Source organism: Gilvirhabdus luticola, from assembly GCF_040117515.1.
Lineage (GTDB): Bacteria > Bacteroidota > Bacteroidia > Flavobacteriales > Flavobacteriaceae > Gilvirhabdus > Gilvirhabdus luticola.
The window spans coordinates 40,776-56,758 of record NZ_JBEEEN010000001.1 but is presented as its reverse complement, the minus strand read 5'-3'; the positions used below and the strand labels follow the sequence as shown (position 1 = coordinate 56,758).

The 15,983-nt window shown below is 30.4% G+C and carries 17 protein-coding genes and 1 other RNA gene; 14 read left to right on the top strand and 4 right to left on the bottom strand.

The window, feature by feature from the left end; all coding sequences use genetic code 11:
• Positions 1 to 3 precede the first annotated feature (3 nt).
• From AAFP94_RS00250 to AAFP94_RS00215, 8 genes are all read left to right on the top strand, one after another.
• On the top strand, positions 4 to 549 hold the full coding sequence (locus AAFP94_RS00250) for a TlpA disulfide reductase family protein (RefSeq protein ID WP_316661215.1): 546 nt from the start codon (positions 4 to 6) through the stop codon (positions 547 to 549).
• Between the two features lie 5 nt (positions 550 to 554).
• Positions 555 to 1,175, top strand: coding sequence for a thioredoxin family protein (locus tag AAFP94_RS00245; RefSeq protein WP_316661216.1), 621 nt, complete (start codon positions 555 to 557; stop codon positions 1,173 to 1,175).
• A gap of 76 nt (positions 1,176 to 1,251) precedes the next feature.
• Positions 1,252 to 1,560: a rhodanese-like domain-containing protein gene (locus AAFP94_RS00240; RefSeq protein WP_316661217.1), complete on the top strand. Its 309-nt coding sequence runs from the start codon at positions 1,252 to 1,254 to the stop codon at positions 1,558 to 1,560.
• Positions 1,561 to 1,577: 17 nt separating this feature from the next.
• The gene (locus AAFP94_RS00235) at positions 1,578 to 1,982 is read left to right on the top strand and encodes a rhodanese-like domain-containing protein (protein WP_316661218.1); all 405 of its coding nucleotides are present in this window, start codon (positions 1,578 to 1,580) and stop codon (positions 1,980 to 1,982) included.
• Positions 1,983 to 2,191: 209 nt separating this feature from the next.
• A complete protein-coding gene (locus AAFP94_RS00230; protein ID WP_316661219.1) occupies positions 2,192 to 2,962 on the top strand; it encodes a hypothetical protein in 771 nt (256 codons plus the stop codon).
• A gap of 187 nt (positions 2,963 to 3,149) precedes the next feature.
• Entirely contained in the window at positions 3,150 to 3,449 is a 300-nt protein-coding gene (locus tag AAFP94_RS00225) for a hypothetical protein (RefSeq protein ID WP_316661220.1), read from the top strand.
• A 121-nt stretch (positions 3,450 to 3,570) separates the two neighbouring features.
• Positions 3,571 to 4,113, top strand: a complete 543-nt coding sequence (locus AAFP94_RS00220; RefSeq protein WP_316661221.1) for a hypothetical protein — start codon at positions 3,571 to 3,573, stop codon at positions 4,111 to 4,113.
• 573 nt (positions 4,114 to 4,686) lie between these two features.
• The gene (locus AAFP94_RS00215) at positions 4,687 to 5,502 is read left to right on the top strand and encodes a T9SS type A sorting domain-containing protein (RefSeq protein ID WP_316661222.1); all 816 of its coding nucleotides are present in this window, start codon (positions 4,687 to 4,689) and stop codon (positions 5,500 to 5,502) included.
• A 174-nt stretch (positions 5,503 to 5,676) separates the two neighbouring features.
• Here the strand turns inward: AAFP94_RS00215 and ssrA are convergent.
• Positions 5,677 to 6,071: a transfer-messenger RNA gene (ssrA, locus tag AAFP94_RS00210) on the bottom strand.
• A gap of 105 nt (positions 6,072 to 6,176) precedes the next feature.
• Between ssrA and AAFP94_RS00205 the strand changes: the two genes are divergently transcribed.
• Positions 6,177 to 7,385: an NAD(P)-dependent oxidoreductase gene (locus AAFP94_RS00205; RefSeq protein WP_316661223.1), complete on the top strand. Its 1,209-nt coding sequence runs from the start codon at positions 6,177 to 6,179 to the stop codon at positions 7,383 to 7,385.
• Here AAFP94_RS00205 and AAFP94_RS00200 read toward each other — a convergent pair.
• Positions 7,364 to 7,750, bottom strand: a complete 387-nt coding sequence (locus tag AAFP94_RS00200) for a ribosomal maturation YjgA family protein (RefSeq protein WP_316661224.1) — start codon at positions 7,748 to 7,750, stop codon at positions 7,364 to 7,366. The genes AAFP94_RS00205 and AAFP94_RS00200 overlap by 22 nt on opposite strands.
• A 233-nt stretch (positions 7,751 to 7,983) precedes the next feature.
• On the opposite strand from AAFP94_RS00200, the gene AAFP94_RS00195 reads away from it, so the two are divergent.
• On the top strand, positions 7,984 to 8,352 hold the full coding sequence (locus AAFP94_RS00195; RefSeq protein ID WP_316661225.1) for a DUF1801 domain-containing protein: 369 nt from the start codon (positions 7,984 to 7,986) through the stop codon (positions 8,350 to 8,352).
• A gap of 1 nt (position 8,353) precedes the next feature.
• Here the strand turns inward: AAFP94_RS00195 and kdsA are convergent, their stop codons facing one another.
• Positions 8,354 to 9,172, bottom strand: a complete 819-nt coding sequence (gene kdsA / locus AAFP94_RS00190; protein WP_316661226.1) for a 3-deoxy-8-phosphooctulonate synthase — start codon at positions 9,170 to 9,172, stop codon at positions 8,354 to 8,356.
• Positions 9,173 to 9,205: 33 nt separating this feature from the next.
• Complete coding sequence (locus AAFP94_RS00185; protein ID WP_316661227.1) at positions 9,206 to 9,562, bottom strand: hypothetical protein; 357 nt, start codon at positions 9,560 to 9,562, stop codon at positions 9,206 to 9,208.
• A gap of 153 nt (positions 9,563 to 9,715) precedes the next feature.
• On the opposite strand from AAFP94_RS00185, the gene typA reads away from it, so the two are divergent.
• From typA to AAFP94_RS00165, 4 genes are all read left to right on the top strand, one after another.
• Positions 9,716 to 11,515 (top strand): translational GTPase TypA, encoded by a 1,800-nt coding sequence (gene typA, locus AAFP94_RS00180; RefSeq protein ID WP_316661228.1) that lies wholly within the window; start codon positions 9,716 to 9,718, stop codon positions 11,513 to 11,515.
• Between the two features lie 192 nt (positions 11,516 to 11,707).
• A complete protein-coding gene (locus AAFP94_RS00175) occupies positions 11,708 to 13,012 on the top strand; it encodes an O-antigen translocase (RefSeq protein ID WP_316661229.1) in 1,305 nt (434 codons plus the stop codon).
• A gap of 35 nt (positions 13,013 to 13,047) precedes the next feature.
• On the top strand, positions 13,048 to 14,343 hold the full coding sequence (locus AAFP94_RS00170) for an O-antigen translocase (protein WP_316661230.1): 1,296 nt from the start codon (positions 13,048 to 13,050) through the stop codon (positions 14,341 to 14,343).
• Positions 14,344 to 14,656: 313 nt separating this feature from the next.
• Complete coding sequence (locus AAFP94_RS00165) at positions 14,657 to 15,982, top strand: phosphoethanolamine transferase (protein ID WP_316661231.1); 1,326 nt, start codon at positions 14,657 to 14,659, stop codon at positions 15,980 to 15,982.
• The last annotated feature ends 1 nt before the right edge of the window (position 15,983 follow it).

Genomic DNA, 15,983 nt, shown 5'->3' with positions numbered 1-15,983 from the left:
GCTATGAAAATAAAAATACTACTATTTATAACATTAGTTATGGTTTCATGTAAGAACAATGAAAGCAAAGATTCTAGTGTTGCTCAAAATTCTGAAACAGAAAATATTGAAGTTGCAGGCAGACAAAATTTTCAATTAGAAGTTTATGATTTTGATGGTTTAGAGAAATTCCTGTCTTTAAAGGATGACAAAGTTTATGTTGTTAATTTTTGGGCAACTTGGTGTAAACCATGCGTTAAAGAATTGCCTTATTTCGAAAAATTAAACGATAATTATTCCAATCAAAATGTTGAGGTTATTTTAGTGAGTTTGGATTTTCCACATTTGTATGAAAGCAAGCTCAAACCATTTATTCAAAAGAATGAATTGACATCAAAGGTTGTAGCATTGGACGATGTAGACATGGATACCTGGATACCTAAAGTGAGCGAATCATGGTCAGGAGCTATACCTGCTACAATAATCTACAAAAATGATACTCGTAAATTTTACGAACGTTCTTTTACCTATAATGAATTAGAAACAGAAGTCAAACAATTTTTAAATTAAACACTATGAAAAATACAATGAAACTTTTTGTAGCACTATTGGTAATATTATCAATAAGTGCATTTACAACTAATTTTGAAACAACTAGTAATGGTTATGAAATAGGAGATATTGCTACAGATTTTAAACTTATGAATGTAGACGGCAAAATGGTCTCGCTATCAGATTACAAAGATGCAAAAGGATTTATCTTAACTTTTACATGTAATACTTGTCCTTATGCAGTTGCCTATGAAGATAGAATTATTGCGCTTGATAAAAAATACGCGTCAAAAGGTTATCCAGTAATTGCAATTATGCCAAATAATACCGATGTAAAGCCAGGTGATAATATGGAAGCCATGAAAGCCAGGGCAAAGTCTAAAGGATTTACTTTCCCTTATTTGTTGGATGATGGTCAGAAAATTTATCCACAATACGGAGCCACCAAAACACCACATATGTTTATTTTAGAAAAAACTAAAAAAGGAAATGTTGTTAGGTATATTGGCGCAATAGACGATAATTATAAAGATGCCTTAGCTGTTAAAGAAAAATATGTGGAGAATGCTGTTGATGCTTTGTTATCTGGTAAATCTGTTGAAAAAGCTCAAACTAAAGCCATTGGGTGTACTATTAAAGTATAATTTTTTTTATTTGGGTTTTCCCTTTTTCCGTTTATGTCCTGCGAATTGTTAATTTTGTAATTATATAATTTTAACTATGGCAGATTTAACCCAAGAAGAATGGTCAGAGCAATTATCATTAGATGATAATGCTGTTATTTTAGATGTAAGAACAGAGGATGAGTTTGATAATGGTTACATACCAAATTCTATTAATATTGATATTTACGAAGGCCAAGGGTTTATTTCAAAAATAAAAGAATTGGATAAGAGTAAATCTTATTATGTGTATTGTAGATCTGGAAACAGAAGCGGTCAAGCTTGTGCAATAATGAATCAGTTAGGCTTTGAAAAGGCTTATAATCTAGTAGGAGGAATTATAGAATGGGAAGGAGATATAAACTAACCTAAAAACCCAATACAATGAAAAATTTATTCTTTTTATGTTGTTTAGTTACAGCTTTATTTACGGCTTCATGTAAAAAGGACGTTAAATCTTCCGAAGAAATAATTACTGTAATATCTCCAGAAGAAATGCAAGAACTTCTTCTTATTGATGGTGTACAATTGGTAGATGTGAGAACACCCGAAGAATATAATGATGGCTATATTGCAAATTCACAAAATATAGACTTTAAGTCTCCTACATTTGATGAGGATATTGAAAAATTAGACAAGAACAAACCAGTAATTTTATATTGTCGGTCAGGTGGTCGTAGTGCCAAATGTGCACAAAAGATGAAAGATGCTGGCTTTGTAAAAATATATGATTTAGATGGAGGAATATCTAAATGGGAGCATGAAGGATTTGAAATTTCATTAGAATAGTTAAAAAACCTCTCAAATTGAGAGGTTTTTTATTTTTCACTTTTTTTAAAACTATTGACTAATATTTTGTATCTTTAATTACTTCAAATAGTTGAACTTTACCTACCAGTTATAAATTTTCAAAGCCAAAAACTTTGAATTTATTTTTTAAAACAAAGACTATATAATAGATATATAGTTAATTAACTAACCAATAACTTTTTATTATCATGATTAAAAAATCGATTTCATTAATTTGCTTGGTCGCTATAGTATTTAGTGGCCTTTTTACTTTAAACGCACAAGAAGACTCTGATGATTACACAATGTGGGAAGACATTATGTTAACTCCTGACAATACGAAATTAAAAGTATTACAGGATAACATGAGAAAACATAATGCGACCTATCATAAAGATGGTGCATTCAAGGCCATAGTATATAATATTGCTTCAGGGCCCAATGCTGGAAATATTATTTGGGAAATGGGTCCGATGAAATATTCACATAATGATACTAGACCAGGTGAAGGAGGACATGATGCTGATTGGCGAGATAATGTTATGCCTTACATCAAGAAAATTCAAACTATAGAATATTGGACAGCCGACAAAAAGTTGAATAACACAAGTATGCTGGATGGCGATAACTCTAAATATCCTATTTATTTTGTAAGATATTATGAAGTGGCTGATGGACCGTCTCCAGGTGTTAACTTATTTTTTGAAAGAATAAGCAAGACCGTAAAAGCACTAGAAGGAGTAAACCCTTGGGGTGTATATTATAATCAGTTTAGACAAGGTGATCTGGGGCGTCATATTGCGACTTTTGGATTTTATAAAAATTGGGCTGAATTTGATAAAGACTTAGAGTGGGTTGAGACATTTAATAAAGTAAATGGGGAAAATTCATGGCAGAATCAGCAAGATTTATATCAGGCTAATTTTAAAAACACATGGGATGAGATATGGGTATATAATGCCCATATGAGTGGAAATTAAAAACATGAATTATATCAAAATTTAGTAATAAGTGTATTAATTATTAAAAACCTCTTGATCAAAATGTCAAGAGGTTTTTTCTATAAAAACATTGATTTTATCTTCTTTTTCAACACTTTACCCTTTAAATTTAAATAGTAATTACTTTTTTTATAATTTTATATAATTGCTCTAAACAACTTTAATTATGAAACAAGGTTATGTTATTTTAATCGTCATTGCTTTACTATTCATTTCTATGTATGCATTTGCTAATTTTTCAGTTTATATGGAAAAAAGAAAGCGTAAAATGGCAAAAAAAGAAGAAATCCGTAAAGAAGCCTCAAGGCTAGAAGAACAGGCTCGTAAACAAGAAGAAAGAAATGTGAAATGGAAAAAAATGGATGAGCGCCGCAAAGAAATGAAAGAAGATTTAAAAAGATTAGAAGAAATAAAGAATGAATGGATTAAAAAAGGAAAATTTAAACCTGAAAAAAGTAAAACTTAATAATATATTTATCTAAAAACTATCAAAATCGTAAAAATTAAATTCTTTTACGGTTTTTTTTATTTCAAACTCTAAATAGCTTAACTTTATAAAATTAATACTAACTATAAATACAATTTTTATGAAATTTATTCTATCTATTTTATGTTTGTCAATCATGTTTATAGGTTGTCAACCAAAACCAGATAATTCTGCTAAAGAAGCATTTGAGAAAAATTCACAAACAGTTCTAGAAAATTTAAAAGCTTTTCAAGAGGAGAATGTTGACTATTCGCAATATGCTTCCGATTTTGTGATGAGAGGCACTTCATTTGGCTCTAAAGATTCTTTAGGCTTGGAGGATGTTAAAAAAAGCGACAAATGGCTTTGGGATAATTACGATTTAAAATTAATCACAGATCCTTTAGTCTTATTGCCTGGCGTTAATCCGGACACAAAAGAGTTAGACGGCTCTGTACGTTATTATGGCGAATGGGAAGTAACAATTCCGGCGACAGATTCAACTGAAGCTAAATCAGGTGTTGTAAAATATTACGAGTCTTACGATTTTGATGATGAAGGAAAAATTTTATTTCAGCAAGGGTATGGTGATACTTCAGGATTATTTAGGTATTTGCATAACGAAGATGATAAAGATGACGGAGAAAGTGAAGCTGAAGAGTAAAACAAAATTTAAATTAATCAAAAAAGCCTATGTTTACTCAACATAGGCTTTTTTTTGTGGAGTCGGAGAGAATAAAAATACTACTGGTTAATAAATTACCCTATTCGAATTTAACGCCCTATCCCTTGAAGAAAAACAGGCGACTGTTTGGAAGCATGGCATTTTTCTAGATAACTACATTACAGAAGGGATTCGCATCAACTGTTATGCCGTTGCCATTTTTTTTGTGGAGGTAATTTATCAATCAAAATATAATGTTATTACAGAAGTCAGGAGTTTTAAGTATGGGCATAGTCTTGATAAATATGCTCTTAACAACTCATTTTATTACTAAACAATTCTTTATTAGGAATTTAATCCCTACATTACAATAAGTTCTAACTCCAACATCTACTTTTTATTCCTTTAGACTTTCTATTTTAATATGTAAATCTGTTTTCTAAATCCCTGTAAGAAACAATTAATTATTCCCTACAATATTTTCTTTTTTAAGTTTTAAATAATAATTACTAACACTAAAACCTTTTTCTAATGAAAATTCTTAACACATCCGGTTTCCTTAAAGCATCTATCATGGTAATGTTTTTTTTGGGGTACGTTGCCCACTCCCAAATCTATTTTACCTTTGCAAATGCCCAGAACACCAATGACGGTAGTTTTGATTATTACGAAGTGGATGTGATGATACATAAACCTGGTAAGCCTGAAATCGAACTGGGCTCAGGCGAGTTGTTTTTTTTATATAACACTGCCGCCTTTGGTAACAGCATTAATGCCAATGGAGCATTTGAAGTGACACATCCTTACCCTGGTTATATCTGCGGAGAATATTCTGGAAATTTCTACAATTATACTGGATTTACAACCAATGACGATACCGATTTTAGGGTATCATGGAAGTTTAGTCCTGTTGGAGTTGCGTTTGCACCAAATGTGAACGGCACACCTGCAAAGTTGTGCCATGTAAAAGTTAAGTATGTAGATGTGGGGCAGGACCCTATGTTCCGATTTGAGAAAGGCAATGCGTATGACGACCGATTCTATACGGATTGTCCAAATAATGGTGGGTGGAATGATTGTAACCTTGGCTATCCTATTCACCTAACTCCCGATTATTTTGATAGTTCTGGCTCCACATTATCTAACAAAGATTTTGAGACTTTAACAGGTCTTTCTATATATCCCAATCCAACAACTGGTATACTGAATGTCAAAGGTGATGTTAGCAAATTACGGATTGTAGAGATGTATTCCGTTATTGGTAAACTTGTTATGGGTGCTAAAGATAACTTTAGAGTCATTGATATTTCATCATTACATGCTGGAATTTATTTCCTAAAATTTAATACTGAAGATGCAATAGGTACAGTTAAAATTATTAAGAAATAAGGAGTTTTAAGAATGGGCATGAACTGGATAAATATGCTCTGTAATTATAACTTTCTTATTGAGGTAAAAAAACAGGCTTATTTGTATAAAATTAGTTTTACAATACAAAAATCGTACAAATAATAAAATTAAAAAACCATAACGCTTTAATAATAAAGCAATTATGGTTTTTAATTGTGGAGTCGGAGAGAATCGAACTCTCGTCCAAACAAGTAATTAAAGAGCTTTCTACACGTTTAGTTTTTTCATGGTTTTCGATTGTAAGCTGATAAAAAACACTCTACTTACAACTTATCTTTTTTAGTTTCAAATAGTCATCAAAGCGCTAACTATTCTATGTTAACTTTTACGATGCCTCTAATTAGAACGCCGTTAACCAAGGCTTTCAAGAGACATTTAGCTTTCCTACCTAGTAGGACGAGGCTTTATCTTACTATAATTCAGATTAAGCAGCTAAAGCGTAGTTATTCTCGCCGTTTAAAGTTTGACCTAGCCTTTTACGTGTTTCAATGTCATTACACGACGTGCTTACTGTTCAATTAATCTCGCTGTCAAAACCAGTCGACCCCATTTTATGAAGCCTTCAAAAATTGAAAGTGTGCAAAGTTAGTGAAAAGTTTGTTTAAGCTCACAATTCACTTTATTTTCGTGCAAAATTTATACCAAGTTATTTTATGAAATTTGCCATTATAAAAGAACGTAAAAACCCACCTGACAGACGAGTCGTTTTTTCACCAGAAAAACTTGCCGAAGCCAGAGCACAATTTCCCGAAGCAGAGTTTATTGTTGAGTCTTCAGATATACGTATATTCCCAGATTTGGATTACCAAAGATTAGGATTTACAGTTACAGACAATGTGTTTGATTGTGATGTCATGATAGGTGTAAAGGAAGTGCCAATAGAAAATTTAATTCCGAATAAAAAATATTTTTTCTTTTCGCATACTATAAAAAAACAGCCATATAATAGAGAACTTCTTAAAGCTATTTTAGATAAAAATATTGAGCTTTATGACCACGAAACCATTGTAGACCAACAAGGATTCCGCCTAATTGGTTTTGGTCGATATGCTGGAATTGTTGGGGCTTATAACGGGTTTAGAGCTTGGGGTTTAAAGTACAACTCTTGGTATTTACCCAAAGTAGAGGCATTACCAGACCAATTAGCTTTAATTGCGGAATTGAAAAAAATCACACTTCCTACTTTTAAAATTTTACTTACTGGTAATGGAAAAGTAGCTAGAGGCGCAAAAGAAATGTTAGATGCTATAAAGATCAAAGAGGTTTCCGTAGATGATTATTTACACAAAGATTTTGAAGAAGCTGTGTATTGCAATATTGATGTACTTGATTATAGCAAAAGAAAAGATGGAAACGTGATTGACATGTTTGATTTTTTCGATAACCCAAAAGAGTATGTGTCAGATTTTATGCGCTTTACCAAAGTGACAGATTTTTTTATTGCTGGTCATTTTTACGGAGATGGTGCACCATTTCTTTTTACAAGAGAAGATGCAAAATCTAGAGATTTTAATATAAAAGTTGTGGCCGATGTGAGTTGTGATATTGATGGACCTGTAGCCACAACAATTAGAGCATCAACTATTGCAGAACCAATTTATGGTTATAATCCAAAAACTGAAAAGGAAGTTGATTATAAAAATATAAATGCCATTGCTGTTATGGCTGTAGATAATTTGCCATGCGAATTACCTAAAGATGCCAGTGAAGGTTTTGGTGAGATGTTTCTAAAGTATGTAATTCCATCATTTTTTAATAAGGATGCTGAAGGTATTTTACAACGTGCTAAAATCACTTCATCAAAAGGAAAACTTACTGATAGATTTTCTTACCTTCAGGATTATGTTGATGGTTTGGAGTAAGATACTTTATTTTCTATAATAGTAATTGTGATCACTCCAAGAGTATAAGCAATTAAATCACCAATTTGAAAAGTGCTTCCCAAAATCAGTTTGGCAATTAGGTTGTTTTGAAGATTTATTATGCCAATAAGGTTGAATAGTTGTGAGAATTCTACAGCAAATGCGAAAATTAAAACTCCAAAAGCCGCAATTATTGGTTTAACGTTTAGAAAGCTTTTAACAAAACAATACACAAGCATCACCACTAAAAAATCGCCAAAAGTAAAACGTATGAAGCCTTTTGAAAAAAAGCAAACAATGGCTGTTTCAACAAATAGTAGAATTAAAAAAAGTAAAAAATAAGTTTTATTGAAATATATTTTCAATTCATTAATTTAAAAGTTGAGAAATAAGTGAAACCCTCATGACTCTGGTCAATGATAGTGCTAATAATAATGTAGCTAGCGTTATTAAGTATCCCAATGTAGTTATTGGTTTTTTGCATGGTTGATGAGTTTAATTTGATCGAAAACATATTTGTAGAAAATAGAGCGATTGATGTTTCTTGCAATTTGTAAATTACTAATTAATTTTAAATTTGCTGGATAAATTTTAATTCTTGAATCCAGCAGAAGAATACATACTCAATCAACCAGAACCTTATCGTTCTATTTTGATGCATATACAAGTTATTATAGAGCATACAATTCCTAATATTGAAATGAAATATAAGTGGCGAATTCCATGTTATTATCTGGGAGAAACACCTATGTGTTACTTAAATGCGAGTCACAAAAATCAGTTTGTAGATGTGGCGTTTTGGCATTCTGCTTATCTTTCAAAATTTGATGAATATCTGGTTAGTGAAAATCGTAAAGTTGTTAAGTCCTTACGATATAAATCATTAGAAGATATTAATGAAGATATTTTTATTACTATTCTTCGTGAAGCGGAAAAACAGAAAGGCAAATCATTTTACAGTAAATAAACTAAAGGTTGTTTATTGTTTTTCTAATCGCCACCAAGTTAGTTAGTAATTTCTCTAAATGATCTAGATGTAGCATATTAGCACCATCACTTTTTGCATTAGCTGGATCAAAATGGGTCTCAATAAATAAGCCATCAACATGGTTTACAATTCCGGCTCGGGCAATGGTTTCTATCATATCTGGTCTTCCTCCAGTAACACCACTAGATTGATTTGGTTGTTGTAAAGAATGTGTAACATCCAATACTGTCGGTGCAAATTGTCTCATGGTAGGAATACCTCTAAAATCGACAATCATATCTTGATAACCAAACATAGTACCTCTGTCGGTAATCCAAGCCTTATTATTGCCAGCATCCTTCACTTTTTGAACAGCGTGTTTCATGGCTTCTGGACTCATAAACTGTCCTTTTTTCAGATTCACAACTTTGCCAGTTTCTGCAGCTGCAACAACAAGATCTGTTTGTCTGACCAAAAAAGCAGGAATTTGTAATACATCTACATATTCTGCTGCTTTGTTAGCATCACTTACTTCGTGTATATCTGTAATTGTTGGAATATTAAAAGTATGAGACACTTTTTGAAGAATCTTTAATGCTTTTTCATCACCAATTCCAGTAAAACTATCTATTCTACTTCGGTTTGCTTTTTTGAAACTACCTTTAAAAACATAAGGAATCTTAAGACCATCAGTAATTTTTACAATCTTTTCAGCTATACGTAATGCCATGTCTTCACCTTCAATAGCGCAAGGACCAGCCAATAAAAAAAAGTTGTTAGAGTCAGTATATTTTAGTTTCGGTACTTCGTTAAGATTCATCACTTTGCTTTTAAAGTCGCAAAGTTACACAATTTAAAAGCTTCTTTTTAAACTATTTCTTATAATCCAAATGGCCATAATAAAATGAAAAAGGATAAAAAACCCACCAAATAAACCCATTTTCTGTAATGTAGAAAAATTGGCTAAATTTAAAATATGGCCTAAATATGCCAAAATCAAATAAGATGATAGGCAAACAAATACAGTTCCTAATGTGAAATTCAAATTTCTGTTAGGCATTATAATTTGCCAAAGAAAAGGAATACCAAGAAGTAATATAGGAAATGCAATTAAACCTTCAGTTCTATTTACGTCTGTGAACCAATAAGAAATTACAGCGATGAAATACAAATAAGGTATAAATTTTGAATATCTGTTTACAAAACCCATAATTATTAAATCGTTGTTTAAATATTAAACGATCAAACTTTTAATAAAGTTTTTCAATAAGTAAATTATAACATTTAATTAACGAAATATTATTATTTAATAGCTTGAATGTTAAAATATAACGTACCTTTGCACGCTTAAATTAAGGCAGATATGACTGATATTAAAAATATTGCAATTATTGCTCACGTAGACCATGGTAAAACAACTTTGGTTGATAAGATTATGTACCATTGTCAGCTTTTTCGTGATAACGAAAACACTGGTGATTTGATTCTTGATAACAACGATTTAGAACGAGAAAGAGGTATTACAATAGTCTCAAAGAATGTTTCTGTAGTTTATAAGGATACTAAAATTAATATCATAGATACTCCTGGTCACGCAGATTTTGGAGGAGAAGTAGAACGTGTTCTTAACATGGCTGATGGTGTACTATTATTGGTTGATGCCTTTGAAGGACCGATGCCACAAACAAGATTTGTATTGCAAAAAGCTATAGATCTTGGGTTAAAACCTTGCGTTGTAATTAATAAAGTTGATAAAGAGAATTGTACACCAGATGAAGTTCATGAAGCTGTTTTCGATTTAATGTTTGAACTTGGTGCAGAAGAATGGCAATTAGATTTTCCAACTGTTTATGGATCTGCAAAGCATAACTGGATGAGTGATGATTGGAAAAACCAAACCAATTCTATCGAGCCTCTTTTAGACATGGTAGTTGAACATGTACCTTCACCAAAGATTGAAGAAGGTACAACGCAAATGCTTATTACATCTTTAGATTATTCTTCGTTTACAGGGCGAATTGCTATTGGTAGATTACAGCGTGGAATGCTAAAGTCTAATATGCAAATTTCATTAGTAAAACGCGATGGAAAGATTGTGAAATCTAAAATAAAGGAACTGCATATTTTTGAAGGATTAGGACGTAAAAAAGTAGATGAAGTCCAAGCTGGTGATATTTGTGCCATTGTAGGATTAGAAGGTTTTGAAATAGGTGATACTATTGCAGATTTTGAAAATCCTCAAGGGTTAAAGACTATTGCTATAGATGAACCAACAATGAGCATGTTATTTACTATAAATGATTCACCTTTTTTTGGGAAGGATGGGAAATTTGTGACTTCACGTCATATTAAAGAGCGTTTATTCAAAGAATTAGAAAAGAATTTAGCACTACGTGTTGAAGAAACCGATAGTGCTGATAAGTTTATGGTTTTTGGTCGTGGAGTATTGCATTTATCTGTACTTATTGAAACCATGCGTCGTGAAGGTTATGAACTTCAAATTGGTCAGCCTCAAGTTATCATTAGAGAAATGGATGGTGTAAAATGCGAACCTGTAGAAGAAATGACTATAGATCTTCCTGAAGAAGTTTCAGGAAAAGCTATAGAAATGGTTACCATGCGAAAAGGAGAGATGTTAAGTATGGAATCTAAAGGAGAACGAATGATTTGTAAGTTTATGATTCCTTCAAGAGGTATTATTGGATTGCGCAATCAATTACTAACGGCAACTGCTGGTGAAGCAATTATGGCTCATCGGTTTAAGGAATACCAACCACTTAAAGGAGGAATTCCAGAGCGTCAAAACGGAAGTTTAGTGTCTATGGAAAAAGGTCAAGCAATTCCTTATTCTATAGATAAATTGCAAGATAGAGGTAAGTTTTTTGTTGATCCAGGAGAAAACATCTATGAAGGACAGGTTATTGGTGAAAACTCAAGAGGTGATGATATGGTTATCAATGTAACCAAAACTAAAAAGTTGAGTAATGTAAGATCTTCAGGTGCAGACGATAAAGCTAAAATCGTTCCAGCAATAAAATTTAGTTTGGAAGAAGCTTTGGAATATATTCAAAAAGATGAATATGTTGAGGTAACACCAAGCCATATTAGATTACGAAAAATACTTTTAACTGAAGTAGAGCGTAAAAGGAACAAGACAATTTAATGTATAAAAAGTGGTATATGTTATAAAAAGGAATTCAGTTTAGAATTCCTTTTTTATTTTAAAAACAAATTTTCTGTTGTATTCTAAAGAAAAATAGTATTTATTTTTAAATTATAGCCCATTGTAAAATCCCTCGTTAATAAATATTGAAAATGCTATTTTTGAATTTAATTATGTTTAATAAATTATTGATTGGGTAAATTAACAAAATACATAAATAATAAAGTATTAAATAAAGCCGCTTCATTAAATACAGTATCTGTGGCAACAAGAGTTCTTGCTGGTGTATTAACTTCTAAAGCAATTGCTGTTTTTATTGGTGCCGAAGGCTTAGCTTTAATAGGGAATTTACGTAACTTTTTAAGTTCAGTTCAGTCTGTTGCGATTTTAGGCCTTTATAATGGTGTAGTCAAGTTTATCTCGGAATTTAAAAAGCAAACAGTAGAGTTAAGTAAAACAATTTCTACTGTTTTTTATTTGGGTTTTATTGCTACGATGATAGTTTCATTTGCATGCTATTTTAATGCCGAGTATATAAATGATCTTATTTTTCCTAAGTATAGTGATTATTCTTATGTTATAAGAATTTTGGCTATTGCTCTTCCTTTTTACTCTCTAAACATGTTTGTCTTTTCTATAATGAACGGATTTTCTAAATACAGGATCCTTTTAGTTATAAATATTATTGGACAAATTTTAGGTTTATGTGTAACCTTATTGTTGATATACCAAAACAGGATTGATGGAGCTTTGGTTTCTGTGGTTATTTCAGAATCTATTATTTTCTTAATTACCTTGGTGGGAATAATAAACCAAAGAAGTCTAGTGCCTCTGGTAAAAGTTGAAAATATAAGTTTTGATTATATAAAGAAATTAAGTCCATATTCATTTATGGTATTATTTTCGGCAGTTATTTTACCAATTGTTGCTTTGATTATTAGATCTTATATCATTGATAATATTGGCTATAAAGAGGCTGGATTTTGGGAGGCTATGACAAGGATTTCAAAGTATTATCTAATGTTTATAAGTTCTTTAATGGCTTTATATATTTTGCCTAGATTTTCTGAAATTGAAGATGTTAAAGAATTTAAAAACGAGGTATTTAATTTTTATAAAAGTATTATACCAGTGTTTGCACTTGGGTTAGTGATCATTTATTTTTTAAGACCAATAATTGTTTTAGTCATTTTTTCAAATGAATTTGAACCTGTTGAAGATTTGTTTTTATGGCAACTATTGGGAGATTTTGTTAAGGTATTATCTATAGTTATTGCATATCAATTCCTAGCAAAAAAAATGTTTTGGCATTACATCATTACTGAAGCTTTTTTAGTTGTTACATTGTATTATACTAGCATATACTTTATTGATATTTATGGTGTTAAAGGAGCTACTATTGCACATTTTGTAACCTATTTAATGTATTATGGTGTAATTTTATTGATCTTTGGATCGTCTTTATTTGGGATAATAAAGGAAAAAAATGTAGAATAGTTTTTAATATAGGCTTCACTAATCATGAATAATAAATGAAGATTAGAGAATTTATAAATAACAATCTGTTATTTAAAGTTACTTCAGCAAACACTCTTTTAGTGTTTACAAGAATGGGGTTTTCTTTAATATCTCAAAAAGTACTGGCTATCTTAATTGGTGCTGAAGGAATAGCTTTAGTAGGTAACTTAAAAAATGTCATTAGTTTTTTTGAACAATTTTCTGTTTTAGGAACTTCAAATGGTTTAATAAAATTTATTTCCCAATATAAAAATGATAAAATACAATTAAAGAATCTTTTTTCAACAACTTTTATTTTTGCTGCGATAGCCACTTTAGTTTCTTTTTTAGTTTTATTTTTCTGCTCGAGCGTACTAAATGATTTTATTTTTGGAACAAATTACAGCTATGCCTATATCTTTAAAATTCTATCTTTTATTGTACCATTTATTAGTTTAAATGCCATATTATATGCATTACTTAATGGTCTTTCATCTTATAAATTATATTCAAAACTAACCTTTATTACTATTGTAGTAAGCACGGTAGTAATCATAGCCTTAACGTATTATTATGGTATAAGAGGTGCACTACTAGCCGTTATTACAATTCCTATAATTCAGTTTTTAACTTATTTTATTTTTTTTGGCAACTCTCATAAACCTTATTTCAATTTTAGAAAGTTATCTTTCTCATTGGATTTTAAAAACCAATTATTGTCTTACAGTTTCATGACTATAATCGTTATTTTAGGTATAAATTTGACTGATATAGCAATAAGAAATTTAATAGAAAACAGATTAAATATTTCAGAAGCAGGTTATTGGACAGCAATGGCATCTATTTCTAAAACTTATATGCAGTTTCCTGCGGCAATTTTTCCTTTATACATTTTACCTAGGTATGCAAAAATTAATAACACATTTACTTTTAGAAATGAAGTCAAAAAAATTTACAAACTGCTATTGCCTCTAATTGTTGTAGGTATGATTTTGGTTTTTTTGTTTAGAAATTTAATTATTCAATTGTTATATACTGAAGAGTTTTTAGTGATTGAAAGCTTTTTTAAATGGCAACTTATGGGAGATCTTATGAAGTTTATAGCCATTGTTATTTCCTATCAGTTTTTGGCTAAAAAGCAAATAGGTTATTATATTTTTACAGAACTACTGTCGGTCATATTGTTTTATGTTTTTTCGGTTTATTTTATAGACTTATATGATACTGAAGGAATTGTTATGGCACATTTTGTAAGATATATTTTATATTTTTTAGTTGTGCTTGTTATTTTGAGAAATAATTTCATTAGTAGACGTAATATATCAATATAGATTAATAATGATTATGGGTGGTTTGAATAAGGTTAAAATTCTTAAAGTTTGTTTTGCTTTTATATTATCAATAATAATTTTTTTTCTATTTGAAGTTGTTGGCAAGGAAACTAATATTGATAGAGTTTATAATCTTATTGAAAATATTTTATTTGCCTTTATATTAATTTTTATTTACACTTTACTTAACCGACATGAGGTTAAAGTAATCTTTCTGAAATTTGCCCTAGTTTTCTTTAATATTTGTTTGTTTTTAGAAACTTTTTACTATTATCATTTCAATAGTATCTTTAGTGACTCAACGATTTTTGTTATGCTTGAAACTAACGTAGCAGAGACAAAAGAATTTTTGCAAACCTACTTTAATAATGCTATACTTATTTTGAGTTTGATTACATTAATTCTCATCATTTTTCAATTTAAAATTATTAAGGGTTCGGTTGAAGAATTTGCTGTAAGCAAAAGACAAAAAATTAAACTTGTTCTTTCTATTTTAACTATCTTATTGTTTTTAAAATACACAAAATTAATAGTATTTAACGTACCATATTTAGCTGTAAGAACTCCAATTTCATATTATTCCGAAATGGATAAATTCAAAAACTATGGCAAGGACAATAAGACGGGAAAATTTTTGGAGGTAAAGCATTTTAATACAAGCCATGATAAGGAATTTTATATCATTGTCATTGGAGAATCTACAAGCAGACGCCATTTTAATTTGGATAATCTCTACTACAGAAAAACTGCACCGCTATTGAATAGTTTAAAAGAGGAGATAAAAATATTTAATAACGTTATTAGTCCCCATGCTTACACAATTGGGTCGTTATCAAAAGGGTTAACGTTAGGTAACATTGAAGATCCTGAAGGTGTATATCAAGGATCAATAATACAATTGTTAAATCAAGCAGGTTTTAGCACCTATTGGATATCGAATCAAAGACCCATTGGAATTTCAGATACTCATGTCACAAAAATAGCTAGAGGTTCTGATACAGCTATTTTTCTTAACACCAAACATACTAGTGAGCAAACACCCTATGACGAAGTTTTGTTAAAAGAGCTTAATAAAATTGCTCAAGACAGCACACAGAGAAAAGTTGTTTTTTTACACATGATTGGTGCTCACTTTTTTTATGAAAAGCGTTATCCTCCAAAATTTAATATTTATAGAGATAATCCAATAACTAAGTTCAAAAGACCAGAGGTATATAAAACTATTAATGCTTATGATAACGTGATGAGATATACAGACAGTATTCTATATGAGGTTATTAATGTTGCTAAAAAAGTATCGGCTAAAAGTTTTGTGCTTTATTTTTCTGACCATGGTCAAGAAGTTTATGACCAAATTGATTTTTTTGGGCAAACTGTTGACCAAATGATTACAAAAAACATGTATGATATACCTTTATTTTTATGGATGAATAATGCATATAGCGAAAATAAGATTATTGCGGATAATCAAGATAAAAAGTATATGACAGATGATATTTTCCATTCTATTGCAGACCTTTGTAAAGTAACCAGTCTTGAAATAGATACTACTAGAAGCATTTTTAATAGTAATTTTAAAGAAAGAAAAAGAATCATCAAAGATAGTTTGGATTATGACAGCTTATTTTTAAATAAGTAAT

Excerpts from the sequence above, each read along its gene's own strand:
- AAFP94_RS00165 (WP_316661231.1), top strand. The coding sequence starts at position 14,657 with ATGCTTGAAACTAACGTAGCAGAGACAAAAGAATTTTTGCAAACCTAC.
- AAFP94_RS00230 (WP_316661219.1), top strand. The coding sequence starts at position 2,192 with ATGATTAAAAAATCGATTTCATTAATTTGCTTGGTCGCTATAGTATTT.
- AAFP94_RS00205 (WP_316661223.1), top strand. The coding sequence starts at position 6,177 with ATGAAATTTGCCATTATAAAAGAACGTAAAAACCCACCTGACAGACGA.
- AAFP94_RS00185 (WP_316661227.1), bottom strand. The coding sequence starts at position 9,562 with ATGGGTTTTGTAAACAGATATTCAAAATTTATACCTTATTTGTATTTC.
- AAFP94_RS00240 (WP_316661217.1), top strand. The coding sequence starts at position 1,252 with ATGGCAGATTTAACCCAAGAAGAATGGTCAGAGCAATTATCATTAGAT.
- AAFP94_RS00215 (WP_316661222.1), top strand. The coding sequence starts at position 4,687 with ATGGTAATGTTTTTTTTGGGGTACGTTGCCCACTCCCAAATCTATTTT.
- AAFP94_RS00235 (WP_316661218.1), top strand. The coding sequence starts at position 1,578 with ATGAAAAATTTATTCTTTTTATGTTGTTTAGTTACAGCTTTATTTACG.
- kdsA (WP_316661226.1), bottom strand. The coding sequence starts at position 9,172 with ATGAATCTTAACGAAGTACCGAAACTAAAATATACTGACTCTAACAAC.
- AAFP94_RS00170 (WP_316661230.1), top strand. The coding sequence starts at position 13,048 with ATGAAGATTAGAGAATTTATAAATAACAATCTGTTATTTAAAGTTACT.
- typA (WP_316661228.1), top strand. The coding sequence starts at position 9,716 with ATGACTGATATTAAAAATATTGCAATTATTGCTCACGTAGACCATGGT.
- AAFP94_RS00250 (WP_316661215.1), top strand. The coding sequence starts at position 4 with ATGAAAATAAAAATACTACTATTTATAACATTAGTTATGGTTTCATGT.
- AAFP94_RS00220 (WP_316661221.1), top strand. The coding sequence starts at position 3,571 with ATGAAATTTATTCTATCTATTTTATGTTTGTCAATCATGTTTATAGGT.
- AAFP94_RS00245 (WP_316661216.1), top strand. The coding sequence starts at position 555 with ATGAAAAATACAATGAAACTTTTTGTAGCACTATTGGTAATATTATCA.
- AAFP94_RS00225 (WP_316661220.1), top strand. The coding sequence starts at position 3,150 with ATGAAACAAGGTTATGTTATTTTAATCGTCATTGCTTTACTATTCATT.